Below are 22,830 nucleotides of genomic sequence, written 5' to 3' on the forward strand. Positions count from 1 at the left end.
AGCGCCCACCCCTCACCCAGCTCCGACTAAGCCTTTGCTCTCGCAAAGGCCAAGTCTGCGCAACCCTCTCCCCTCTGTGAGGGGCGAGGGAGGGGAAGGCATCGGTGAATGTCGATCTGCCTTGGTAGTGCCTGGACCCCGGCCTCCGCCGGGATGAGGGCTTGAGATAACCGGTTTCCCTTGGCCTTCGACTTCGCTCAGGCTGAACGGATGTTGGGGGATGCCCCGCCCACCGACCGGGAATAGGTGATCCATCCCCCGCCCGTTCGCGCCGGGCGAAGTCGAAGCGCACGCCCCGCCCCCCGCCACGAAACCCTAGTCGCGCGCCCCGCCATCTGCCACATCTGCGCGCATGAGCCGTACCTCTGCCACCGCCGCCCCCGTCGCCGAGCTGACCCTTCGCGGGATCGCGCTGGGCGGGATCATCACCCTGCTGTTCACCGCCGCCAATGTCTATCTGGGGCTCAAGGTCGGGCTGACCTTCGCCACCTCGATCCCGGCAGCGGTCATCTCGATGGCGATCCTGCGCTATCTGCCGAACAGTTCGGTGCTGGAGAACAATATCGTCCAGACCGTCGCCTCGGCGGCGGGGACGCTGGCGGCGATCATCTTCGTGCTGCCCGGCCTGGTCATGATCGGCTGGTGGCAGGGTTTCCCCTATCTGCTGACCGCCGGGATCACCGCGACGGGCGGCATATTGGGGGTGATGTTCTCGGTGCCGCTGCGCCGTGCGCTGGTGGTCGACACCGACCTGCCCTATCCCGAGGGCCGCGCCGCCGCCGAAGTATTGAAGGTCGGCGCGGGCAGCCGCGAGGGCGAGGTGGAGAGCGCGGTCGGACTGCGGCTGATCGTCGTCAACGCGCTCGCCTCGGCCGCGTTCGCGATCCTGACCCAGACCAAGCTGGCGGTGGCGGAGGCGGCGGTCTTCTTCCGCACCGGCGCGGGCGCGACCGGGATCGCGGGCGGGCTGTCCTTCGCGCTGATCGGGGTCGGGCATCTGGTCGGTCTGTCGGTCGGCATGGCGATGCTGGCCGGGATCGCGATCGGATGGTGGGGGGCGCTGCCGATCCTGACCGCCATGGCCCCCTCGACCGGGCCCGTCGCCGAATGGGCGGGCAGCATCTTTTCCCGCGACGTGCGCTTCCTGGGCGCGGGCGTGATCGGGGTGGCGGCGATCTGGACGCTCCTCAAGATCATCGGGCCGGTCATCGGCGGCATCCGTTCTTCGCTCGCCGCCGCCTCGGCCAGGCGCGACGGGGCGGTGCTGGCGGTGGGCGAGCGCGACCTGCCGATCGGGATCGTCGCGGCGGTCGCGCTGGCGACGCTGGTGCCGATCGCCGGGCTGCTCTGGTCGGTGATTGCGGGCGGGCCGCTGGCGGCGTCGGGCGTCGCGCTGATCGGCGGGGCGTTGCTCTTCATCCTGCTGATCGGCCTCGTGATCGCGGCCGTGTGCGGCTATATGGCGGGGCTGATCGGCGCGTCCAACAGCCCCGTGTCGGGGATCGGCATCCTGTCGGTCCTGGCCGCCGCGCTGCTGCTGGTCGGGCTGTTCGGGCGCGGCACCCCGCCCGAGACGACCCAGGCGCTGGTCGCCTATGCGCTGATCGTCACCGGCGTCGTGTTCGGCGTGGCGACCATCTCCAACGACAATCTCCAGGACCTGAAGACCGGCGAGCTGGTCGGGGCGACGCCGTGGAAGCAGCAGGTGGCGCTGGTCATCGGCGTCGTCTTCGGCAGTCTGGTGATCCCGCCGGTGCTCGACCTGCTCAACGCGACGCTGGGGTTCGCGGGCACGCCGGGCGCGGGCCCCAATGCGCTGTCCGCACCGCAGGCCGCGCTGATTTCGGCCCTGGCCAAGGGGGTGCTGGGCGGCGATCTCAACTGGACGATGATCGGCGTCGGGGCGCTGATCGGCATCGGCGTCATCATCGCCGACGAAGTGCTGGGCAAGCTCGGCTGGTTGCGCCTGCCGCCTCTGGGTGTCGGGCTGGGCATCTATCTGCCGATGACCGCGACGCTGCCCGTCGTGCTGGGCGCGGTCATCGGCCATGGCTATGACCGCTGGGCGCGGCGCAGCGCCAATCCGGAGACGGCGGAGCGGCTGGGCGTGCTGGCGGCGACCGGGCTGATCGTGGGCGAGAGCCTGTGGGGCGTGGGCTTTGCCGGAATCGTCTATCTGACCAATTCGGACGCGCCGCTGGCGCTGGTCGGCGACGGCTTCGCCACCCCCGCGCTGGTCGGGGGGACGCTGGTGTTCCTGGGGCTGTTGGCAGCGCTGTATCGCTATACGCGCCGCCAGGTCGTTACATTGCCGCCAGCAACTCGCTGATCTTCACGAAGGCGAAGCCGATCGAGCTGTCCGCGATGCCGTAAGGCAGAAACAGCGAGTCGCCGTGCCGGATCGCGCCGCACGAATAGACGACGTTGGGCACATAGCCTTCGCGGTCCTGGTCCTTGGCGGCCAGGATCGGCTGCTTCGTCCGACCCAGCACCTTGGAGGGGTCGTCCTTGTCGAGCAGCGCGGCGCCGATCGAATATTTGCGCATCGCGCCGACGCCGTGCGTCAGCAGCAGCCAGCCCTCGTCCGTCTCGATGGGCGGGCCGCAATTGCCGATCTGCACCAGCTCCCATGGATAGACGGGGGTCAGGATCTTCTCGCCCTCGTCCCAATGGGTCAGCGAGTCGGACTTGAGCAGGAACAGATTCTCGCCGTCCTGCCGCCCGATCATCATATATTGCCCGGCGACCTTGCGCGGGAACAGCGCCATGCCCTTGTTACGCGCCGCCGAGCCGGTCATCGGCACGAGGTCGAACGCGCGGAAGTCGCGGGTGCGCATCAGTTCGGACTGGATGCCCGAGCCGTCATAGGCGGTATAGGTGCCGATCCACTCGAGCGCGCCATCGTCATGCGTGAACTGGACGATGCGCATGTCCTCCAGCCCCTTGGACTGGGCCTGGGTGATCGGGAAGATGACCGTGCCCGACAGCGTCGAGTCGCGGTGGCGATGCACCGTGACGGGGCCGCCCGGCACATCGTCGTCGCCCCAGCCATGCACGTCGGTCGCGGTCGCGAAAGGCGGCTCGGGCGCGAGGCGAAGCTGGTTCTGGTCGTTGATGATGCCTTCGCGAAAGGCGACCGACGAGATATGCCCCTCGCCCACCGCGCGCATCGACATCAGGATACGCTGCGACCCCGGCTGGATGCCGGTCTGGTCGAAGTGCGGCACCGCCGACGGGTTCATCAGCGCCGCCGCCGCATAGCTGTATTCGTGGCAGAAATAGGCGCCGATCAGCTGCCGCTTCTCGTCGCTGATCGCCGCGCCGTCCAGCTTCAGCAGATCCTCGATCTGGTCGTAGCGGGTCATGAAGACGCGCCGCGTCTGCCAGTGCCGCGCCTCGAAATCCTTCAGCACGGTTTCCAGCTGGTCGCGCGCTTCCTGCGGCGTCATCGCCAGCACCTCGCCCACCAGCCGTTCGGTCCGGCTGGGCGGCGCGCCATTGCCACCGCCCCAGGCGATGTGAAACGGCCGCACCACGACGCGGGAAGGATCGGCATGAAGCCGCAGCCGGTGGTTGAAAAGATCCATCGCGCTACCGTCTCGCCACTTTACCCAAAACGCTCATCCCATCCCCCATGCTGAACGCATCAGGCGATGTGACGATCGGCTCCTGCCATGGATGATGCGGAATGGCAAAGGCTGGCGATCGCGCAATTGGCGAGTTGCAGGGCCAGGATCGACTCCGCGCCCTGGTTGCGGTTGAGACCGGTCGGCATCAATCCGTCGAAACAGCCGCCGTCCTGCGCCGTCGCCAGCGGCAGGTCGAGGTCGTTCAGGCCCAGGAACCAGCCATAAGCGCGCTCGCCCTCGGCGATCCAGCGCGGGTCGCGAGTCGCGGCATAGGCGGACTGGCAGGCCTCGACCGTCGCCTGTGCCTCCAGCGGCTGCTGGTCGAACTGCAACGGCTCGGCATAGGGGCGACCGAAGCTCTCGCTGCCGACCGCGCGGAAACGGCCTTCCGGCGAGGTCTGCTTGGCGACGATCCAGTCCAGCGTGGAAATGCCGCAGTCGATCAGGTCCTGACGCCCCAGCGCACGACCTGCCTCGATCAGCGCCTGCGGTACGCGGGCATTGTCATAGGCGAGCACGATCTCGAACCACTGCCATTCGGGCCGCCGCGCTTCTTCCAGCAGCGCCAGATGCAGCGGGGGCAGCTTTTCCAGGATGGTGCGGGCCAGCTGATGCCCCGGCCGCGCCTCCAGCATGGCGGCAGCGCCCAGCATCGCAAAGGCCTGGGCCCGCAGCGAACCGAGGTCGAGCGCCAGCGAGGCGGTTGCGTCGAACCACATCTGCGCCCAGTCGCGGTGCTTGGCGAGTTGCGCATCGCGCGCGGCGACGCCCAGCGCCCAAAGAGTGCGACCGTTGGAGTCCTCCGACCCCACATCCTCGCACCAGCTGCGGTCGAACCGCATGAAGTTGCGATAGCGACGTGCCTCGGGATTCCAGGCATATTGCAGGAACGAAGCGTAGATGGTGGTCCATTTGTCGCGCGTGACGGGATCGATGTCGGGTGCCTGGGTCATGAAGATCAGCGCGCGGGCATTGTCGTCGATGCAATAGCCGTGGCGGCGATCGGGCACCGAATAGATGGCATGCTGCAACATGCCGGTCGAATCGCTCATCCGCTCGACCGCGGCCAGATCGGGGGCCAGCGGCTTGATCGTCGGCGTATGGCCGGTGGCGATGCGGCGCGGGCGGGTGGTGATCGCGGTGCCGATCTGCTTGATCGCCGCCTCGGCCAGACGCGGCCAGATCATCGTGCGGCCCCGCGCATAGGCGCGCTGCGACAGCCGCTCGCGCGCCGTGTCGTCGCCCAACAGCCGGTCGATCTCGCGCGCGAACCCCTCGACGTCGCCGAAGGGGACGAGCACGCCGTGATCGTCGTCCAGTATCTCGGCGGCATGGACATAGGGGGTGGAGATCACCGCCTTGCCGACACCCACCGCATAGGACAGCGTCCCGCTCGTGATCTGGGCGGGGTTGGTATAGGGGGTGGCGTAGATATCGGCGGCCTGGAGATATTCGATCAGGTCGTCATGGTCGACGAACGCATCGACGAAGGCGACATTGTCGGCCACGCCGCGCGCCTCGGCCAGCGCCTTCAGCCGGTCGCGATAGGCTTCGCCCTCATGCGCGATCAGATTGGGATGGGTCGCGCCCAGCACGACATAGAGCAGCTCGGGATGATGCGCGGCGACGGCGGGCAGCGCCTCGATGATCGTCTCGATCCCCTTGTTGGGCGCCAGCAACCCGAAGGTGAAGACGACCTTGCGGCCTTCCCAGCCGAACTTGGCCTTCAACGAGTCGGGCGAGATCAGCTCGCGGTCGGGCACGCCGTGCGGGATCATCGCGACCTGGCGCGGATCGGCGCCATAGACGCGCTTGAGGATGTCGCAGCCCTTGTCCGCCATGACGATGATCTTCGCGCAGCGGCGGAGCAGCCCCTCCATCACCCGGCGTTCGTCGGCCGAGGGCTTTTCGAGAACCGTGTGGAGCGTCGCGATGACGGGCAGCGTGGTACGGTCGAGCAGCGCGAGCAGATGCTCGCCCGCCGCGCCGCCATAGATGCCATATTCGTGCTGGACCCAGATGGCCTGCGCGCCGCTCGCCTCGATCCGGCGAGCCATGTCGATATAGGCGGAACGCTCATTCTGCGGAATGGCGGCGGTCACGGCCGGGGGATAGGCGTAGCGGCCAGGATGATCGTCCATAGCATAGACGTCGACCGCCAGATTGGGAAAGCGGTCGCGAAGGGCCGAATAGACGTCGGTGGTGAATGTCGCGAGCCCGCATTGCCGGGGCAGGAAGTTTCCGATCAGCGCCAGTCGTTCGATCACGGTTCCGTTCGCATCCGCCATATTGCCAGTCCTTGAAGCACGACATGTCGGGGCGGGTTTCCCACCGGACACATCGTTTCAAGGTTAACCCGCATTTGGCAGGAAGGTTGCAGACCGTATTACATATTTGCTGCACCGCAACCGTGTCAGGCAACCGGGCGCTGCAAGGGCCCGGTCTGCCGACGAAAAGGGTCCCTCAGGCCCCTGTTGCGAAGCGGAATATCCTACCGGAAGGGATTGTGCCGGGGCGAGGGCTTCTTGCCGTCGAACATCCGGTACAGCGTCCATTCCTCGACGATCTTCTTGCCGGGCAGATAGCACAGGCCGAGCTGCGACCGGTCCGGCAGCGTGGCGTTGACCGAGCGGCCGCCCATCTTCTGGCAGAAGACCGATGCCGGGTTGGGCATGGCCTGCGCCGCGGTCGGCAGGACGGCGGCGGCAAGACAGAGGGGAAGGGAAGCGGCGATCATCAACCTGGTCTTCACGACGGAACCTCCATTCTGTGAGGCGCCCCGTCTAGCATGGCCCGCTGAACCCCCGCTGACCGGCCCGGCCGGGAGCCCTCAGCCCCGGCCGCGATAGCCCGCGACGCCCTGGTCGGGCAGCCACAGATCGGCGGGCGGGGCCGAAGACTGCCAGAACACGTCGATCGGAATGCCGCCGCGCGGATACCAATATCCGCCGATGCGCAGCCAGACCGGCTTCATCTCCTCGAACAGGCGCTCGCCGATGCCGACGGTGCAATCCTCATGGAAACCGGCATGGTTGCGGAAGCTGCCCAGGAACAATTTCAAGGACTTGGACTCGACGATCGTCTCGCCGGGCACATAGTCGATCACCAGATGCGCGAAGTCGGGCTGGCCGGTCACCGGGCAGAGCGAGGTGAACTCGGGTGCCGCGAACCGGATCAGATAGGTGCGCCCCGGTCGGGGGTTGGGAACATAATCGAGCACCGCCTCTTCCGGGGAAGCGGGCAGCGCGCTGGTCTGGCCGAGATGCTTCATGAAAGGCCATGTAGGACAACCATGCCCGAATCGCCAACGCTGATCCCGATATTGGGCGATCAATTGTCGATGAACCTGTCGTCGCTGGAGGGTGCCGATCCCGAAAGCGCGGTCCTGCTGATGATGGAGGTGGCGGACGAGACGGCCTATGTCCGCCATCACAAGGCCAAGATCGCCTATATCCTGTCCGCGATGCGCCATCATGCCGAGGCGTTGCGCCAGGCGGGCTGGACGGTCGATTACGTCCGGCTGGACGACCCCGACAATGCGGGCAGCTTCACCGGCGAGGTCGCGCGCGCGGTCGGACGCCACGACCCCGCGCGGATCGTCGTCACCCAGGCGGGCGAATGGCGCGTCGCCGCGATGCTGGAGGCGTGGGAGACGATGTTCGGCATCCCCGTCGACATCCGCCCCGACACCCGCTTCGTCGCCAGCCAGGCCGAGTTCGAGGCTTGGGCGGAGGATCGCCAGGAACTGCGCATGGAGTATTTCTATCGGCTGATGCGGCGCAAGACCGGCCTGTTGATGAAGGGCGACAAGCCCGAGGGCGGCAAGTGGAATTACGACGCCGACAACCGCAAGCCCGCCCCCAGGAAGGACAGGCCGCCCGAACCGCTCGCCTTCGCCCCCGATGCGATCACGCGCGAGGTGCTGACGCTGGTCGCCGCGCGGTTCGACAACCATCCCGGCTCGCTCGACGGCTTCGCCTATGCGACCACGGCGGAGGACGCGCAGAAACAGGCCGAGGCGTTCATGGCGAACGGCCTGCCCAAATTCGGCGACTATCAGGATGCGATGCTGACCGGGCAGCACCAGCTCTGGCACTCGGTCCTGTCGCCCTATATCAATTCGGGGCTGCTCGACCCGCTCACCCTCTGCCGGATGGCGGAAGGGGAATATGAGGACGGGCGTGTTAGCCTCAATTCGGTCGAGGGCTATATCCGCCAGATCATCGGTTGGCGCGAATATGTGCGCGGGCTCTACTGGCATGTCGGGCCGGACTATGTGAACCGCAACGCCCTGCGCGCGACCCGGCCCTTGCCCGGCTTCTACTGGACGGGCGAGACCGACATGCACTGCATGGCCGAGGCGCTGGGCCAGACGCTCGACACCGCGCATGCCCATCACATCCAGCGGCTGATGGTGACGGGCAATTTCGCCATCCTGATCGGCGCGGACCCGGCGGAGGTCCACCGCTGGTATCTGGAAATCTATATCGACGCCTATGAATGGGTCGAGCTGCCCAATGTCGTGGGCATGAGCCAGTTTGCCGATGGCGGCATCATCGCCTCCAAGCCCTATGTCTCGTCGGGGGCCTATATCAACCGCATGTCGGATTATTGCGGGCATTGCCGCTATGACGTGAAGCAGCGGGTGGGCGAGGACGCCTGCCCGTTCAACGCGCTCTATTGGGATTTCCTGGCGCGGCACGAGGAGCGTTTCGGCGAGAATCCGCGCATGGCGATGCCCTATCGCAACTGGAACCGGATGGCGGAGGAAGACCGCAAGGCGATCCGGGCGCAGGCGGCGGGATTCCTGGAGGGGTTGGAATATCGAGATTCTCGTGGCCTTCGTCTTCGCTCAGAGTGAACGGAGCGAGGAATAACCTATACTCGCCTCTGGCTGCTCCCCTCCCGCAAGCGGGAGGGGATGGGGGAGGGTCTGGAGTCTCACCGAGACCAGCCCCCGTGGCCCTTGCCCCTCCCCAACCCCTCCCCCTGCCGGGAGAGGGGCTTTAGCTTGGCTTGCGACCCCGCCCCGAACACGCCTAGGTACGGCACTCGACCAAGGGGACCCCAGGATGCCGCCACTCATCAACCCGGACGAACTCGCCGCCATCGCAGGCGAGGCGGATGTGCGCATCCTCGACGTCACCTATTTCCTCGACGATTCCGGCGACGCGAAGGCACGGCGCGGGTTCGAGGACGGGCATATTCCCGGCGCGCGCTTCCTGGCGCTGGGAGGGCTGGCCGATCCCGACAGCGACCTGCCCATGACCCTGCCCATGGCCGAGCATTTCGCCCATGCGATGAGCGAGGCAGGCGTCGGCCATGCCGACCGGATCGTCCTCTACGACCGCTCCCCGCTGCACAGCGCGGCGCGGGCCTGGTGGATGCTGACGCTGTTCGGCGCGAAGTCGGTCGCCCTGCTCGACGGCGGGCTGGAGGCTTGGACCGCCGCGGGGCATCCGGTCATGACGGGCCCGGCAGACGCGGTCGATACGCCCGGCCTGTTCGTCGCCCATGCCGATCTGGCCCGGCTGCGCACGCTCCGCGAAGTCCATGCCCATGTCGAGGCGGGGGATGCGCAACTGGTCGATGCCCGCTCGCCCGGCCGCTTCGCCGGGTCCGAGCCCGAACCGCGCCCCGGCGTCGAGCCCGGTCATATCCCCGGCGCAGTGAACCTGCCCTATTCCCGGCTGTTCGAAGCCGATGGCCGGTGGAAATCCCCCACCGCCATTGCCGAGGCCTTTGCCGCCGCCGGGGTGGACCCGACCAGGCCGATGGTCGCCACCTGCGGCTCCGGCATCACCGCCTGCGTGCTGGCCTTCGGGGCCGAGCGGATCGGCGGGATGATGCCGGTCTATGACGGCAGCTGGACCGAATGGGGCTCCGACCCCAGCACCCCCAAAGCGAAAGACGCGTGACGCCGATGACCGACGACGACCTGCCCATCAAGCCCGCCACCCGTCTCGTCCAGGCGGGCCGCCGCGCGGAATGGACGAAGGGGGTGGTCAACGTCCCCGTCTGGCGCGGCTCCACGGTCCTCTACGACAATGTCGCGCATATGCGCGCCACCGGTGCGGGCAATTTGCACGAGAAGCTGTTCTATGGCCGCAAGGGCCTGCCGACGCAGTGGTCGCTGGCCGATGCGCTGACCAGCCTGGAGCCGGGGGCGGAGGCGACATTCCTCTATCCCTCGGGCGTGGCGGCGATCGCGGCGGCGTTGCTGTCGGTGCTGTCGCCGGGCGACGAGCTGCTGCTGGTCGACAGCGCCTATGACCCGACGCGTGGGCTCGCCACCGGATTGCTGGCGCGGATGGGGATCACCACGCGCTTCTACGACCCGCTGGTGGGGGCGGGCATCGCCGAGCTGATTGGTCCGGCCACCCGCGCGATCTTCCTCGAAAGCCCCGGCTCGCTCAGCTTCGAGGTGCAGGACATTCCCGCCATCGTCGCCGTCGCCAAGGAACGCGGGATCACCACGATCCTCGACAATACCTGGGCGACGCCGCTGTTCTTCCCGGCGATCGAGAAGGGCATCGACCTGACGGTGCTGGCCTGCACCAAATATGTCGTCGGCCATTCGGACGCGATGCTGGGATCGGTGACGGCCGCACCGTCGCATTGGGCGGCGCTTCGCGACACCAGCTTTCAGCTGGGGCAGGTCGCCAGTCCCGACGACGCCTATCTGGGCAGCCGGGGCTTGCGCACCATGGGCGTGCGGCTGGCCCAGCATCAGCAAAGCGCGCTGACCATCGCGAAATGGCTCGCCGAACAGCCGGGGGTCGCGCAGGTGCTCCATCCCGCGCTCCCCTCCTGCCCCGGCCATGCGATATTCGCGCGCGATTTCCTGGGGTCGAGCGGGCTGTTCGCCTTCGTCCTCGACGGCGGCAACGATGCGGCGCGCACCGCGATGCTCGACGGGCTGGCGCATTTCGGGCTGGGGTTCAGCTGGGGCGGCTATGAGAGTCTCGCCATCCCCGCCGATCCGCACCGCTATCGCAGCGTCACCAAACGCGAATTCGCCGGGCCGTTGATCCGGCTCCAGATCGGGCTGGAGGACACGGACGACCTGATCGCCGATCTCGACCGGGGGCTGGCCCGCTTCCGGGCGGCGCGCGGGTGACGCTGGTCGAATGGCTTCAGGCGAGCGGGATCGAACTGCCGACCCGCGTCGAGGCCATCGAGGCCGGGGTCGCCTCCGTCCTGACGCTCGCCATGCTGGCGGGCGGCGTGGTCGCGGGGCGCAAGCTCGGCCCGCATGTCGCGGCGCTGGTCCAGCGTTTCGCCGCGACCCATGGCGAGGCGCTGCAAGCGCGCATCTGTGCGATCACCCGCCATCTGGCCGCCGCCCTCCTGCTGATGACGCTGGGTGCGATCTGGCCGTGGGAGTCGCTGGCGGGCGTGCCCATCGGGTTGGCGCTGGGCAGTTCGGTGGCGCGGGCGGGGTTCCAGCTGCTGCGCGGGCTGAACCTGCCGCGCTGGCTGGCCTGGGTCTTCGCCATCGTCTGTTTCGTCGCGCTGTTCAGCCGCGAGATCGGCGGGCTGGAGCCGGTCACCCGGCTGGCCGAGCAGATCGGCTTTACCGTGGGATCGCGGCGATTTTCGGTGATGCTGCTGGTGACGATGCTGGTCACGGTCGTCGCCATCCTGGCGCTGACCCGCGCGGTGACGCGGATCACCGAGCAGTGGATCGGCCATGCGCGCGGGCTGGACCCGACCCAGAAGCTGCTGGCCCAGAAGCTCGCCAGCATCGGCATCGTCGTCATCGCCTTCTTCTTCGCCATCGACCTGCTGGAGATCGACCTGACCAGCCTGGCGCTGTTCTCGGGCGGCTTCGGCCTGGCGATCGGCTTTGGGTTGCAGAAGACGATCGGCAATCTGATCGCGGGCATCATCCTGCTGATGGATCGCTCGATCAAGCCGGGCGACGTCATCGCGCTCCAGAACGAGATCGGCTGGGTCAACAAGATCGGGGTGCGCGCCGTCTCGATCATCACCCGCGACGGCAAGGAGCATCTGATCCCCAACGAGAATCTGATGACCCAGGAGGTGGAGAACTGGTCCTATTCCGACCGCAACGTCCGCGTCCGCATTCCCGTCTCGATCGCCTATGACAACGACCTCAAACTCGCACAGGAGTTGATGTTGCGCGCCGCGCGCGAATCGCCGCGCGTGCTCAAAAGCCCCAAGCCGACCGTCTGGCTGATGAGCTTTGGCGACCATGCGCTCCAGCACGAGATACTGGCCTGGATCAGCGATCCCGAAAGCGGGGTCGGCAATGTCCGCTCGGACGTGCTCAACCGGCTGTGGTTCCTGTTCAAGGAGCATGGCATCGGCCTGCCCTATCCCCAGCGCGACATTCACATCCGTTCGCTGCCGGGCGGGGCGCGTCACGAAAATCTGGGGGCATGACCTGTGCTGTTTGCGCAACATCGCGTCACATGAAAGCCAACTTGCGTTAGATTATACTTGTGCGGCGCACCACGTCCTGCCAATTCTTGCTACCTCGCTACGGCAGACGGTCCGCCGGGTTTGACCCGACACGATAGAGGCCGCACCCATGCGGGGTTGCAGGTGAGAACATCGAATTTCCGTTTGAAAGGGAAACGATGCGCTTCTCCACGATCCTCCTCGGCGGCCTCTCGCTGGTCGCCGCGACGCCCGCCTTCGCGCAGGACAGCGGCACCGAAACCGCACCGCCCTCGCCGATCACGGTCAGCGGCAGCGCGGCGATCCTGACCGACTACCGCCTGCGCGGCATCTCGCAGACCAACAAGAACGCCGCGGTCCAGGCCGCGCTGACGGTCAGCCACGAAAGCGGCTTCTATATCGGCACCTTCGCCTCCAACCTGGCGGGCTGGGGCACGTTCGGCGGCGCCAATATGGAGCTGGACGGCATTGCCGGGTACAAGCACAGCTATGGCACCGCGACCGTCGATGCGGGCGTGACCTGGTACACCTATCCGGGCGGCGCGTCCGAATCGGACGTGGTCGAATTCTTCGGCCGCCTGTCGGGGACCGCCGGTCCCGCCACGCTGACCGCCGGCGTCTATTACGCGCCCAAGCAGACCTCGCTCGGCAACTTCTCCAACACCTCGTACAGCCGGGGCCAACGTTGGGACAATCTGTACCTGACCGGCGACGGCGCGGTCGGCATTCCCAACACCCCGATCACCGCCAAGGCGCATATCGGCTATTCCAAGGGCAATCCGGGCCTGGGCCCGAACGGCACCAGCCTGTCGCCGACGGGGCAATATTGGGACTGGTCGCTGGGCGCCGATGTCGCGGCGTACAAGAACTTCACCTTCAACGTGTCCTATATCGACACCGACATCACCCGCGCCAAGTCGGCCTATCTCCAGCCCAATTTCTCCAAGGGGCAGGTTCCGGGCGGCGACACCATCGCGGGGGCGACGGTGGTGTTCTCGGTGACGGCCGCCTTCTGATCGACGGATAATCGGGGGGTGAAGGGCGGCGCCGGCGACGGGGCCGCCCTTTCCGCATGGCGGGGATGCGATGGCCCCTCGCTTCCCCGCCGGGCACCGCCTAAGCTGCCCCCGGTCGCGGCCGCCCGGTCGACGGATCGCGTCCATGGAGAGCCTGCCCATGCCCCGCGCCGCCCGCTCGATCTGCCTTGCCACCGCCCTGCTAGGGCTTCCCGCCGCCGCCGCGCTCCCATCCCAGCCGGCGCCTCCCGCCAGTCCCGGCGGCCCTCGCCAGATGCTGATCCAATGGATGCCGGGCGAGGTCCGCTGTCGCGGCGCCATGGTATCGGGACAGGCGATCCGGCGACCCTGGAACATGCTGGGCTGGACCGTCGAGGCGGCACCGCGCAGCACGACGTTGCGCTTCGCCATCGACGAGCGCGGCAGGCCCGTCTCGATCAGCCGCGACGGTCCGGACTATCTGCCGTTCGGCGACGACATCCTGCCCGCGATGGCCGCCAGCCGCTTTCCGGCGGGCAAGCCGCACGAGGGGTGCGGCGTGACCTTCACCATGCAGGCCGTGCCGCTGGACCAGGCGGCGGCCCCCGAGCTGATGTCCTATACGATCAATCCCCTTTCCGGCCGCCTGCCCGAAGAGGGCTGGAAGCCGATCCGGGCGAGCGGCGGCCCCTGTCTCGACACGCCGCTCCCCCGCGCCCTGATCCGCCACATCCCCGACTTCGTCAAAATCCCCGCGACGCCGGGGGTGCGCGACTGGAGCATGATCCGCTATGACCTGAATGCGGCGGGCAAGCCGGTCCATGCCGCCATCCTGACCGGCACCGGCAACGCCGCGCTGAACGCCGCCGGGCTGACCGCCATGCGGGCGTCGCGCTTTACCAGGGGCGCGAGGACAGGGTGTCTCGCCCCCTATTGGCGCGAGGCCGGGACGTTGCCCGCCCCCGACATGCCCGAGGCGATCCGCGCGACCAGAGTGGCCGACGGCAATTGCCCCGACGAGCATGGCTGGGCCACCCCGCCGCAGCTGCGCTTTCCCGAACCCTATCGACGGCGCCGGATCGAAGGCTGGGCGGTCATCCGCTACGATGTCGCGCCCTGGGGCGAACTCGGCAATTTGACCGTGATCGCCAGCGAGCCGACCGCCGATTTCGGGCGACAAGCGATCACCGTCCTGCGCAGCGCGCGCCTGCCCGCGCAGAGGCAGGGCTATGTCGGCTGTGTCGACCGGGTACGATTCGACATGGGGCCACAGACCGATCCCGGCCTGTCGGGGTCGGAGGGCGCACCGCCAGCCTGACGCGCTTTCCCCATGAAAAAGGGCCGGGAAACGCGCAAGCGTCCCGGCCCCGATCCTTTTGGGGAAACCCCTTACTTGGTCGCGGCGCGCGCGTCCTGGCCGTCACCCTCGGGCGCCGCCACGATGTCGCGGGTGGTCGCACCCTTGTCGACGACGTTCGTGCCGGGATCGCCGACCGAGGAGCGGATGCCCGCATCGGCGCTGTCGCCGCCAGCATTCTGGACGAGGCCATATTCGGACTGGCTGCGTGCCGCCTGGCCGCCGAACAGCGCGTCGAGCGTCTGCTGCTGGTTGCTACGCGCCTGGACGGGCGCAGCGCCCGGCTGGGGCGGGACCAGCGCGAAATCGGGCGGGATAATCAGCGAGGGCTGACGCGCGACGGCGAACTCGTCGGGACGCGCCCGATCCAGGCCGCGCCCGGCCCCACATCCCGTCAGCAACGCGGCGCAGGACAGACCTGCGATGACGGGCACCAACTTACGCATTGCTCTTCTCCACGGGAGCAGGCCGATCGCGCACGAGAAGCGCGCGCGCCAGCAGAACCAGAACGCCTATCGTAATCGCTGCATCGGCGACATTGAAGACCAAAAAGGGCCGCCACTCGCCGAAGTGCAGATCGGCGAAATCGACGACATAACCGAACCGCACCCGGTCCAGGATATTGCCCAGCGCCCCGCCCAGCACGCAGCCGAGCGCGATCTGGTCGACCGGGTTGCGCTCGCGCGTCATCCAATAACCGACCGCCAGCGCGATCGCCCCGGTCATCGCGACCAGCGCCCAGCGCGAGGCGTTGCTGTCGGCGGTCAGCAACCCCAGCGAAATGCCGAAATTGGGGACGAAGCGCAGGTTGAAGATCGGCGCGATCTCGCGCACGTCGCCGAGCGACCGCAGGCCCATCGGCCCGGTGATCGCCCATTTGATGACCTGATCGAGCAGGAACAGCGCGACCGCCGTCACCAGCCCCAGCCGGGGGAACTTAGCCATGTGCGACCACCTCGGCACAACGTCCGCACAGCTCGCCGTCCACCGCCACATCGGGCAGATGCCGCCAGCAGCGACCGCATTTGTGCTTCGTGGTGCGCGTCACCGTCACCGCATCGGCCAGCGCCACATCGGCGACGATGAACGCCTCGGCCAGCGCATGCGGCTCGAGCGGCAGCGACGGCACCGTCACCTCGGCCTCGTTGGACGAGCGCACGGTCTTTTCGCGGCGCAGCGGCTCGATCGCCTCGGTCACCTGCGCGCGCAGCCCGCGGATCTCGGCCCAGCGCGCCATCAGCGCCTCGTCCTCGCCCAGCTGCGGCAGCACCGGCCATTCGAGCAGGTGGACCGAACCGTCTTCCGACGGGAAGCGCGACTGCCACACTTCCTCGGCGGTGAAGCACAGGATCGGCGCGGCATAGCGGACCAGTGCATGGAACAGGATGTCGAGCACGGTGCGATAGCTGCGCCGCTTGGGATCGGTCGCGGCGTCGCAATAGAGCGAGTCCTTGCGGATATCGAAGAAGAAGGCCGACAGGTCCTCATTCGCGAAATCGGTCAGCGCGCGCAGGTAACGGTTGAACTCATAAGCGTCCGCCGCCCGGCGCAGCTCGGTATCGAGCGCGGTCAGGCGGGCCAGGACGTAACGCTCCAGCTCGGGCATCGCGTCGAACGAGATGCGCTCTTCCTCGCTGAACCCGTCGAGCGCGCCCAGCATGTAGCGGAAGGTGTTGCGCAGCTTGCGATAGCTGTCCGAGGCGGTGGCGAGCACCTCCTTGCCGATACGCACATCCTCGAAATAATCGGTCGAGGCGGTCCAGATGCGCAGGATGTCGGCGCCCGACTCGCCGATGATCTTCAGCGGATCGACGACGTTGCCCAGCGACTTGGACATTTTGCGTCCCTGCCCGTCGAGCGCGAAGCCATGGGTCAGCACCGCGTCATAGGGTGCGCGCCCACGCGTGCCGCACGACTCCAGCAGCGACGACTGGAACCAGCCACGATGCTGGTCCGACCCTTCGAGATACAGGTTCGCGCGCGTGCCCTCGCCGTACCGCGCCTCGATCACGAAGGCATGGGTCGAGCCCGAGTCGAACCACACGTCGAGAATGTCGTTGACCGGCTCGAAATCGGCGAGGTCGTAATCGGCGCCGAGCAGCGCCTGGTGGTCGGCGGTGAACCACGCATCCGCCCCGCCTTCGCGGAAGGCGTCGAGGATACGCGCATTGACCGCCTTGTCAGCCAGATACTCGCCGGTCTGGCGGTTCACATAGAGCGCGATCGGCACGCCCCAGGCGCGCTGGCGGCTGATGACCCAGTCGGGGCGCCCCTCGACCATCGAACGGATGCGGTTGCGGCTGCGCTCGGGCACCCAGCGGGTCCGCTCGATCGCGTCGAGCGCGGTCTGGCGCAGCGTCGCGCCATTGCCCAGCGGCACGGTGAGGAGCGGCGTCACGCCCGAGATCGGATCGACATTCGCCATGGCGAGCGTCGGATCGACCGGTGCCTCGGCGCGGTCCATCGGGATGAACCATTGCGGCGTGGCGCGGAAGATGACCTTGGCCTTCGAGCGCCAGCTATGCGGATAGCTGTGCTGGAAATCGTCCGACGCGGACAGCAGCGCGCCGACTTCGCGCAGGTCCGAACAGATCGGCCCATCGGCGGAGACGAACTTCTTGTTGATGACGCTGCCCTGGCCGCCCAGCCAGGCCCAGTCGGCGCGGTAGGTGCCGTCGCCCTGCACCGCGAAGACCGGATCGATCCCATGCGCCTTGCACAGCAGGAAGTCGTCCTCGCCGTGATCGGGGGCCATGTGGACCAGGCCCGTACCCGCGTCGGTGGTGACGAACGCGCCCGCCAGGAACGGACGCGGCCTGGCGAAGAAACCGCCCAGCGCGTGCATCGGGTGCTTGGCCGTCGCGCCTTCCAGCACCGGCCCCTTCACCAGACCGATAAAGCCCTTCATCGTGATGCCGGTGCGCTTGGTGAAGGCGGGCAGCAGCGGCTCGGCGACGAGGTAGCGGCGGCCATCGCATTCGAAATGCAGATAGTCGATCGCCTCGCCATAGCTCAGCGCCTGGTTGACCGGAATCGTCCAGGGGGTCGTCGTCCAGATGACCGCCAGTGCGCCGACCAGATCGGGATATTCGGGGCAGGATGCGACCTCGAACCCGACATCGATCTGGGTCGAGACGATGTCCTCATATTCGACCTCGGCCTCGGCCAGCGCGGTCTTTTCGACCGGCGACCACATGACCGGCTTGGCGCCGCGATAGAGCTGGCCCGATTCGGCGAACTTCAACAGCTCGCCCGCGATCACCGCCTCGGCGTCATAGGTCATGGTCAGATAGGGGTTCGCCCAGTCGCCCATGATGCCCAACCGCTCGAACTGCGCCTTTTGCGTGCCGACCCAGGTATCGGCATAGGCGCGGCACTCGGCGCGGAACTGCGCGACGGGCACCTCGTCCTTGTTCAGCTTCTTGGCGCGATACGCCTCTTCGACCTTCCATTCGATCGGCAGGCCGTGACAGTCCCAGCCGGGGACATAAGGCGCGTCCTTGCCCAACAGGGTCTGCGACCGGACGATGATGTCCTTCAGCACCTTGTTGAGCGCATGGCCCATATGGATGTCGCCATTCGCATAAGGCGGGCCGTCATGCAGGATGAACCGCTCGCGCCCGGCCCGCTCGCGGCGGAGGCGGTCGTACAGCCCCATCTTGGCCCAGCGATCCAGAATCGCCGGTTCCTTGGCGGCAAGCCCCGCCTTCATGGGGAAATCGGTCTTCGGCAGGAAGACGGTGTCGCGATAATCGGGCGCGTCGGTCATAGGGGACACGCCCTTAACGACTTTAGGTTAACACGTCATGCCGGATTATGCACGGGCGAGAATGTCGCGCGCGCGGGCGCAATCGCCGTCCATCTGCGCGATCAGCGCGTCGAGCGTGTCGAACTTGGCCTCGGGCCGCAGATACTCGATCAGCGCGACCGACAGCGTCCGCCCGTACAGATCGCCCGCAAAGTCGAAGAAATGCGGCTCCAGCAATTCCTTGGGCGGGTCGAAGCTGGGCCGGATGCCCAGATTGGCCGCGCCGTCCAACACCCGCCCGTCGTCCAGCGTCCCGCGCACCGCATAGATGCCGTAAGCCGGGCGCAGATAATGGCTCATGTCGAGATTGGCGGTGGGATAGCCGATGGTGCGGCCCAGCTTGTCGCCATGCTGGACCACGCCCTCTATCGCGAACGGCCGGGTCAGCAGCCGGGCCGCCTCGCGCGGGTTTCCGGCGATCAGCGCGGCGCGGATCCGGCTCGACGAGACCGGCTCGCCGTCCAGCGTCACCGGCGCGACCGTCTCGGCCGAGAAGCCCTGCCGCCGCCCCCATTCACGCAGGGTCGCGACCGTGCCGCTGCGCCCCCGGCCGAAGGTGAAGTCCTCGCCGGTCACGACGCCGCCGACCCGCAGCGCGCCCAGCAGCCGCTGCTCGACGAATTCCTGCGCGCTCAGCGCCGCCAGCGCGGTGTCGAAGCCGAACACGACCATCGCATCCACCCCGGCCTCGGCGAACAACCGCTCGCGCTGGTCGAGCGTGGTCAGGCGGAACGGCGCGGCGTCGGGCTTGAACAGGCGAATCGGATGCGGATCGAAGGTCGCGACCAGCGCCGGACGCCCCTCGGCGCGGGCACGCGAAACGGCGGCCCCGACCACCGCCTGGTGGCCGAGATGGAATCCGTCGAAATTGCCCAGCGCGACGATCCCGCCGGCCAGATGGGCCGGAACGGGGCTCACGCCATCAAGACGCTGCATGGGCGCGCGCTATAACAGGCCCGCGCGAATTGGCTAGGCGCGCGACACGACGCGATTGCCCTGCCCCGCGCTGGCCACCGCGCGAAAGACCTCGGCCCGGTCGAGCACCTCCGGCAGCTCCGCGCCCTGCCCCATGGCGACGCCCGCCGACAGGGTGACGACCCCGATCGGCTCGCCCGATCCGCGCAGCCGCAGCGTGCGCGCCAGCATCGCTCCGCGCGCCTCCTCCATCATCATCGCCAGATGCGACAGCGGGCGGCCGCGCAACAGCAGGACGAACAGATTGTCCTGCCAGCGGATGATGTCGGCACCGACACAGCTCTGGCGCAGCGTCGCGACGAAGGCGCGCACGACATTGTCCGCCACCGACCGGCCATATCGCGCCTCGATCGCGTCCAGATCGTCCAGCCCGCAGCTCGCCAGGACATAGCCATGCGCAAGGTCGGGCAGCTCCGCGATCATCTGGCGGGCGCCGGTCGGGGTCATCACGCCGGTCAGCGGGTCGACATCCTCGTTGCGCGGCACCGTGTCGATCCGGTCGCGCAGCGCCGCGATATGGCCCGACAGCTCGGCCAGCTCGCGCTCGGTCTTCGCGATCCGCGCGATCAACTGTTCGAGCAGGCCGGCCACGTCGCCCGCGCTCCTCGCCTCCGCATCCCGGTCCACGCCGGACAGCGCGGCCATGTCGCTGGTGAAGTCGCGGGTGATCTGCCGCGCGTCGGTGGTCAGCGACTCGAGCCGTTCGGCCTGGACGCCCAGGTCGCGTTGCCAGGCCTCATGGCTGTGCCCCGCCTCCTCATGCACGCGCAGCAGCGGGCGGAGCGAATCGACATCGTCGGGCGTGAGGCGGACGCCGCCATCGGTCCGCCGCGCGACTTCGCGGCCCAGCACGCTGCCGGGATGGCGCAGGGCGTGAAGCGCCACCGCATGGCTGTCGGGCGTATGCGCCAGCCGGTGCGCTTCCAGGAACAGCATGGCCTCCCGCTCGGCATCCCATCGTTCCTCCGCCTGCCGCTGCGCTTCCCAGATCATGCGATCTTGCCCGTCCGATAGGATCATCGCGCCTCATGATCGACGCGCCTGCCCGTCATAGAAGGCTTTGTCGCGCTTGCCGATGCCCATCGCGCAACGGACAGCGGAAATCCCGGTCAGCCGATCATCACCTCACCAGTGAGACAAAGGCATAAGCGGGACGCCCCTCTTCGGCCGGATGGGTCTCGCGCCGGGTCTCATACCATCCGGTAAAGGCCGGGACCACCGCATCGCCCTCGGGCTCGGCGTCGATCTCGGTCAGTTCGATCCGGTCGGCGCGGGGCAGGAAGAGCGCGAAGATCTCCGCGCCGCCGATCACCGCAACATCGCCCGATCCCGCCACCGCCAAGGCGGACTCGACGTCATGCGCGACCTCGGCCCCCTCGGCGCTCCAGTGCGGATCGCGGGTCAGGACGATGTGCCGCCGTCCGGGCAAGGGCGCCGGAAAGCTCTCGAAGGTCTTGCGGCCCATGATCATCGGCTTGCCGATGGTCTGCGCCTTGAAATGCTTCAGGTCGGCGGGGAGGTGCCAGGGGAGCTGGCCGTCGCGCCCGATCACGCCGTTGCGCGCCCGCGCCAGCACGAAGACGATCATATCGCCACCGCCGCCTTGATATGCGGCTGTGCGACATAATCGTGCAGGACGAAATCCTCGGGCTCATAGCCGTCGATCGCATCGGGTTTGCGCACGATCTCCAGCCGGGGCAGCGCGCCGGGCTCGCGGCCCAGCTGGGTGCGTGCCTGGTCGAGATGGTTCAGGTACAGATGGCAGTCGCCGCCGGTCCAGATGAACTCGCCCACCTCCAGATCGCATTGCTGCGCCAGCATATGGGTCAGGAGGGCATAGGAGGCGATATTGAACGGAACGCCCAGGAAGATGTCGGCCGAGCGCTGATAGAGTTGCAGCGACAGCCGCCCGTTCGCGACATGCGTCTGGAACAGGCAATGGCAGGGCGCCAGCGCCATGGCGTGCAGGTCGCCGGGGTTCCAGGCGGACACGATCTGGCGACGCGAGGCGGGCTGGGTACGGATCTGTTCCACCAGCTCGGCGATCTGGTCGATGTGGCGGCCGTCCGCCGTCGCCCAGTCGCGCCACTGCTTGCCATAGACGGGGCCGAGATCGCCCTGCGCATCGGCCCATTCGTCCCAGATGCTGACCTTCCGCTCCTGAAGCCAGCGGACATTGGTGTCGCCGCGCAGGAACCACAAAAGCTCGACGATGATCGAGCGCAGGTGGAGCTTCTTGGTGGTCAGGGCGGGAAAGCCCTGGGCCAGATCGAATCGCATCTGATGGCCGAACACCGACAGGGTGCCGGTACCGGTCCGGTCCATCTGTTGCACGCCGTGGGTCAGAACCCGGTCCATGAGGTCGAGATATTGCCGCATGGCCCGGGCCTAGCGCCGCGCACGCCCCGCGCCAAGCGCGACCGGATCGGTGCGGGCTGAAGATGCTTTCGACGCCGGGGTGAAGCAGGTCCGGGAATGCCCGCCCTTCTCCGCCCTCCCTTGCGAATCCGCACGCGACAGGATGCGTGTCGGCTGTTCGCCGGGCTGGACCGGACCGGCGGTGAGGCGCTGGGGATCGCCTTTCTGGGTTCGGAACGGACCTTGTTGGGATTGCGCCATGTCGCGGGTCATGCCGATTCGGTCGGCGTCCCCCTGGCGCGGGTGGCGCGCGACGCGATCCTGCTGGCGGCAAAGGCGGTGGTGATGGCGCACAACCATCCGGACGGCGATCCCCGCCCCAGCGCCGCCGACCTGACGCTGACCCGGCGGCTGGCGCAGGGGCTGGCGGCGCTGGACGTGATGCTGCTCGACCATCTGATCCTGTCGCGGGGCGCGGTGGTCAGCCTGCGCGATCAGGGGATGTTATGAAGGCCGATCGGCGCCGCGATCCGTTCAGAAGGAGAATCGCACGCGCCCGACCAGCCGGTCGCCCGAATGCCGCGCATCGGCCAGCGGGAAGGCCGATGCCGCCCGTTCCGACACGTCGGTGCCGACATAATCCAGCCCCAGCGTCACCGGCCCCGCAACATGCTCCACGCCGATCCGCCAGTCGCTATAGTCGCCGCCGGGCCGCAACCGGGCGGCGCGCGCGGCATTGTCGGTCTGGCCGGTCGAATGGCCGACCCCGGCCAGCACGGTCCAGGGCGTGCCCGGCACACCCGCCTGCGCACCCGCATGGAGATAGAGATTGTCGCCGCCGATCGCGTCCTGCGACGGGGCGTAATCCGCACCGGCGTCCAGCTGGACCGGCCCCAGCGTATAGGATGCGCCGCCGCCCAGTTCGACATAATCGGCGTCGAAGCCCGCGCCGCCGAACAGGTGCCCCGTCACCCGGCCGCGCAGCGTCACCGGCCCGACCAGCGTGCTGGCGCCGAGCGTCAGGTCGCCGACCAGGCCCGCGCCGCCATGACGGTCCGATTCGCGCAACGCCACGATCCGGCCGCTCGCCTCCAGCGCGCCACGGGTCGCGAAGATGTCGGCGGAGGGCGACACCCGCCCCCCGCTCCAGCTCAGGCCACGGCGATTCTCGTCGCTGTCCAGCTCGACCCCGATGGCGGGGCGATCCTGCGCGGTGGCGGGATGCGCCGCGACGATCGGGGCGAGCATCGACGCCGCCGCCCACAGGGCCTTGTGCGTCAT

The 22,830-nt window shown here is 67.9% G+C and carries 20 protein-coding genes; 8 read left to right on the top strand and 12 right to left on the bottom strand.

Annotated elements, in window-relative coordinates:
• Nucleotides 1-352: 352 nt before the first annotated feature.
• Nucleotides 353-2,329 carry an OPT family oligopeptide transporter gene (locus ACFX59_RS14150; RefSeq protein ID WP_387432944.1) on the top strand — a complete coding sequence of 659 codons (1,977 nt, stop codon included), beginning with the start codon at nucleotides 353-355 and terminating at the stop codon, nucleotides 2,327-2,329.
• Here ACFX59_RS14150 and ACFX59_RS14155 read toward each other — a convergent pair.
• From ACFX59_RS14155 to queF, 4 genes are all read right to left on the bottom strand, one after another.
• A complete protein-coding gene (locus ACFX59_RS14155; protein WP_387432946.1) occupies nucleotides 2,304-3,587 on the bottom strand; it encodes a glycoside hydrolase family 130 protein in 1,284 nt (427 codons plus the stop codon). The genes ACFX59_RS14150 and ACFX59_RS14155 overlap by 26 nt on opposite strands.
• 59 nt (nucleotides 3,588-3,646) lie before the next feature.
• Complete coding sequence (locus tag ACFX59_RS14160; protein ID WP_387432949.1) at nucleotides 3,647-5,917, bottom strand: glycosyltransferase; 2,271 nt, start codon at nucleotides 5,915-5,917, stop codon at nucleotides 3,647-3,649.
• Nucleotides 5,918-6,120: 203 nt separating this feature from the next.
• Nucleotides 6,121-6,381: a DUF333 domain-containing protein gene (locus tag ACFX59_RS14165; protein WP_309692333.1), complete on the bottom strand. Its 261-nt coding sequence runs from the start codon at nucleotides 6,379-6,381 to the stop codon at nucleotides 6,121-6,123.
• Between the two features lie 78 nt (nucleotides 6,382-6,459).
• Nucleotides 6,460-6,900, bottom strand: a complete 441-nt coding sequence (gene queF, locus ACFX59_RS14170) for a preQ(1) synthase (RefSeq protein ID WP_007403692.1) — start codon at nucleotides 6,898-6,900, stop codon at nucleotides 6,460-6,462.
• A gap of 21 nt (nucleotides 6,901-6,921) precedes the next feature.
• Between queF and ACFX59_RS14175 the strand changes: the two genes are divergently transcribed.
• The 6 genes from ACFX59_RS14175 (at nucleotide 6,922) to ACFX59_RS14200 (ending at nucleotide 14,369) form a co-directional block, all read left to right on the top strand.
• Entirely contained in the window at nucleotides 6,922-8,490 is a 1,569-nt protein-coding gene (locus ACFX59_RS14175) for a cryptochrome/photolyase family protein (RefSeq protein WP_387432953.1), read from the top strand.
• A 211-nt stretch (nucleotides 8,491-8,701) separates the two neighbouring features.
• Entirely contained in the window at nucleotides 8,702-9,547 is an 846-nt protein-coding gene (locus ACFX59_RS14180) for a sulfurtransferase (protein WP_387432956.1), read from the top strand.
• Nucleotides 9,548-9,552: 5 nt separating this feature from the next.
• Entirely contained in the window at nucleotides 9,553-10,749 is a 1,197-nt protein-coding gene (gene metC / locus ACFX59_RS14185; RefSeq protein WP_387433078.1) for a cystathionine beta-lyase, read from the top strand.
• On the top strand, nucleotides 10,746-12,038 hold the full coding sequence (locus ACFX59_RS14190) for a mechanosensitive ion channel family protein (protein ID WP_387432958.1): 1,293 nt from the start codon (nucleotides 10,746-10,748) through the stop codon (nucleotides 12,036-12,038). Before metC ends, ACFX59_RS14190 begins: the two co-directional genes overlap by 4 nt.
• Before the next feature lie 197 nt (nucleotides 12,039-12,235).
• Complete coding sequence (locus ACFX59_RS14195; protein WP_309692316.1) at nucleotides 12,236-13,072, top strand: TorF family putative porin; 837 nt, start codon at nucleotides 12,236-12,238, stop codon at nucleotides 13,070-13,072.
• Between the two features lie 145 nt (nucleotides 13,073-13,217).
• Nucleotides 13,218-14,369 carry an energy transducer TonB gene (locus ACFX59_RS14200; RefSeq protein ID WP_387432960.1) on the top strand — a complete coding sequence of 384 codons (1,152 nt, stop codon included), beginning with the start codon at nucleotides 13,218-13,220 and terminating at the stop codon, nucleotides 14,367-14,369.
• A gap of 71 nt (nucleotides 14,370-14,440) precedes the next feature.
• Here the strand turns inward: ACFX59_RS14200 and ACFX59_RS14205 are convergent, their stop codons facing one another.
• The 7 genes from ACFX59_RS14205 to ACFX59_RS14235 all read right to left on the bottom strand — a co-directional run bounded on the left by ACFX59_RS14205 (nucleotide 14,441) and on the right by ACFX59_RS14235 (nucleotide 21,570).
• Nucleotides 14,441-14,854, bottom strand: coding sequence for a DUF3035 domain-containing protein (locus tag ACFX59_RS14205; protein WP_307102594.1), 414 nt, complete (start codon nucleotides 14,852-14,854; stop codon nucleotides 14,441-14,443).
• Nucleotides 14,847-15,353: a signal peptidase II gene (lspA, locus tag ACFX59_RS14210; protein ID WP_307102592.1), complete on the bottom strand. Its 507-nt coding sequence runs from the start codon at nucleotides 15,351-15,353 to the stop codon at nucleotides 14,847-14,849. Before lspA ends, ACFX59_RS14205 begins: the two co-directional genes overlap by 8 nt.
• Nucleotides 15,346-18,177: an isoleucine--tRNA ligase gene (gene ileS, locus ACFX59_RS14215; RefSeq protein WP_387432963.1), complete on the bottom strand. Its 2,832-nt coding sequence runs from the start codon at nucleotides 18,175-18,177 to the stop codon at nucleotides 15,346-15,348. The genes lspA and ileS overlap by 8 nt, the downstream gene beginning before the upstream one ends.
• 45 nt (nucleotides 18,178-18,222) lie before the next feature.
• Nucleotides 18,223-19,152 carry a bifunctional riboflavin kinase/FAD synthetase gene (locus ACFX59_RS14220; protein WP_387432965.1) on the bottom strand — a complete coding sequence of 310 codons (930 nt, stop codon included), beginning with the start codon at nucleotides 19,150-19,152 and terminating at the stop codon, nucleotides 18,223-18,225.
• A gap of 33 nt (nucleotides 19,153-19,185) precedes the next feature.
• Entirely contained in the window at nucleotides 19,186-20,211 is a 1,026-nt protein-coding gene (locus tag ACFX59_RS14225; protein ID WP_387432968.1) for a GGDEF domain-containing protein, read from the bottom strand.
• A gap of 100 nt (nucleotides 20,212-20,311) precedes the next feature.
• A complete protein-coding gene (locus ACFX59_RS14230; RefSeq protein ID WP_387432970.1) occupies nucleotides 20,312-20,779 on the bottom strand; it encodes a dihydrofolate reductase in 468 nt (155 codons plus the stop codon).
• On the bottom strand, nucleotides 20,776-21,570 hold the full coding sequence (locus ACFX59_RS14235; protein WP_307102582.1) for a thymidylate synthase: 795 nt from the start codon (nucleotides 21,568-21,570) through the stop codon (nucleotides 20,776-20,778). Before ACFX59_RS14235 ends, ACFX59_RS14230 begins: the two co-directional genes overlap by 4 nt.
• Nucleotides 21,571-21,666: 96 nt before the next feature.
• On the opposite strand from ACFX59_RS14235, the gene ACFX59_RS14240 reads away from it, so the two are divergent.
• Nucleotides 21,667-22,059, top strand: coding sequence for a JAB domain-containing protein (locus tag ACFX59_RS14240; RefSeq protein WP_309692294.1), 393 nt, complete (start codon nucleotides 21,667-21,669; stop codon nucleotides 22,057-22,059).
• A gap of 24 nt (nucleotides 22,060-22,083) precedes the next feature.
• On the opposite strand, the gene ACFX59_RS14245 is transcribed toward ACFX59_RS14240, so the two are convergent.
• Nucleotides 22,084-22,830, bottom strand: a complete 747-nt coding sequence (locus ACFX59_RS14245) for a TorF family putative porin (RefSeq protein WP_387432973.1) — start codon at nucleotides 22,828-22,830, stop codon at nucleotides 22,084-22,086.

The organism is Sphingomonas sp. NCPPB 2930, from assembly GCF_042867205.1.
Classification (GTDB): domain Bacteria; phylum Pseudomonadota; class Alphaproteobacteria; order Sphingomonadales; family Sphingomonadaceae; genus Sphingomonas.

Coding starts and splice junctions, on each gene's coding strand:
- ACFX59_RS14225 (WP_387432968.1), bottom strand. CDS start 20,211: ATGATCCTATCGGACGGGCAAGATCGCATGATCTGGGAAGCGCAGCGG.
- ACFX59_RS14180 (WP_387432956.1), top strand. CDS start 8,702: ATGCCGCCACTCATCAACCCGGACGAACTCGCCGCCATCGCAGGCGAG.
- ACFX59_RS14175 (WP_387432953.1), top strand. CDS start 6,922: ATGCCCGAATCGCCAACGCTGATCCCGATATTGGGCGATCAATTGTCG.
- ACFX59_RS14150 (WP_387432944.1), top strand. CDS start 353: ATGAGCCGTACCTCTGCCACCGCCGCCCCCGTCGCCGAGCTGACCCTT.
- ACFX59_RS14160 (WP_387432949.1), bottom strand. CDS start 5,917: ATGGCGGATGCGAACGGAACCGTGATCGAACGACTGGCGCTGATCGGA.
- ACFX59_RS14235 (WP_307102582.1), bottom strand. CDS start 21,570: ATGCGGCAATATCTCGACCTCATGGACCGGGTTCTGACCCACGGCGTG.
- ACFX59_RS14205 (WP_307102594.1), bottom strand. CDS start 14,854: ATGCGTAAGTTGGTGCCCGTCATCGCAGGTCTGTCCTGCGCCGCGTTG.
- ACFX59_RS14155 (WP_387432946.1), bottom strand. CDS start 3,587: ATGGATCTTTTCAACCACCGGCTGCGGCTTCATGCCGATCCTTCCCGC.
- metC (WP_387433078.1), top strand. CDS start 9,553: ATGACCGACGACGACCTGCCCATCAAGCCCGCCACCCGTCTCGTCCAG.
- ACFX59_RS14200 (WP_387432960.1), top strand. CDS start 13,218: ATGGAGAGCCTGCCCATGCCCCGCGCCGCCCGCTCGATCTGCCTTGCC.
- ACFX59_RS14195 (WP_309692316.1), top strand. CDS start 12,236: ATGCGCTTCTCCACGATCCTCCTCGGCGGCCTCTCGCTGGTCGCCGCG.
- ileS (WP_387432963.1), bottom strand. CDS start 18,177: ATGACCGACGCGCCCGATTATCGCGACACCGTCTTCCTGCCGAAGACC.
- ACFX59_RS14220 (WP_387432965.1), bottom strand. CDS start 19,152: ATGCAGCGTCTTGATGGCGTGAGCCCCGTTCCGGCCCATCTGGCCGGC.
- ACFX59_RS14240 (WP_309692294.1), top strand. CDS start 21,667: ATGCCCGCCCTTCTCCGCCCTCCCTTGCGAATCCGCACGCGACAGGAT.
- lspA (WP_307102592.1), bottom strand. CDS start 15,353: ATGGCTAAGTTCCCCCGGCTGGGGCTGGTGACGGCGGTCGCGCTGTTC.
- queF (WP_007403692.1), bottom strand. CDS start 6,900: ATGAAGCATCTCGGCCAGACCAGCGCGCTGCCCGCTTCCCCGGAAGAG.
- ACFX59_RS14230 (WP_387432970.1), bottom strand. CDS start 20,779: ATGATCGTCTTCGTGCTGGCGCGGGCGCGCAACGGCGTGATCGGGCGC.
- ACFX59_RS14245 (WP_387432973.1), bottom strand. CDS start 22,830: ATGACGCACAAGGCCCTGTGGGCGGCGGCGTCGATGCTCGCCCCGATC.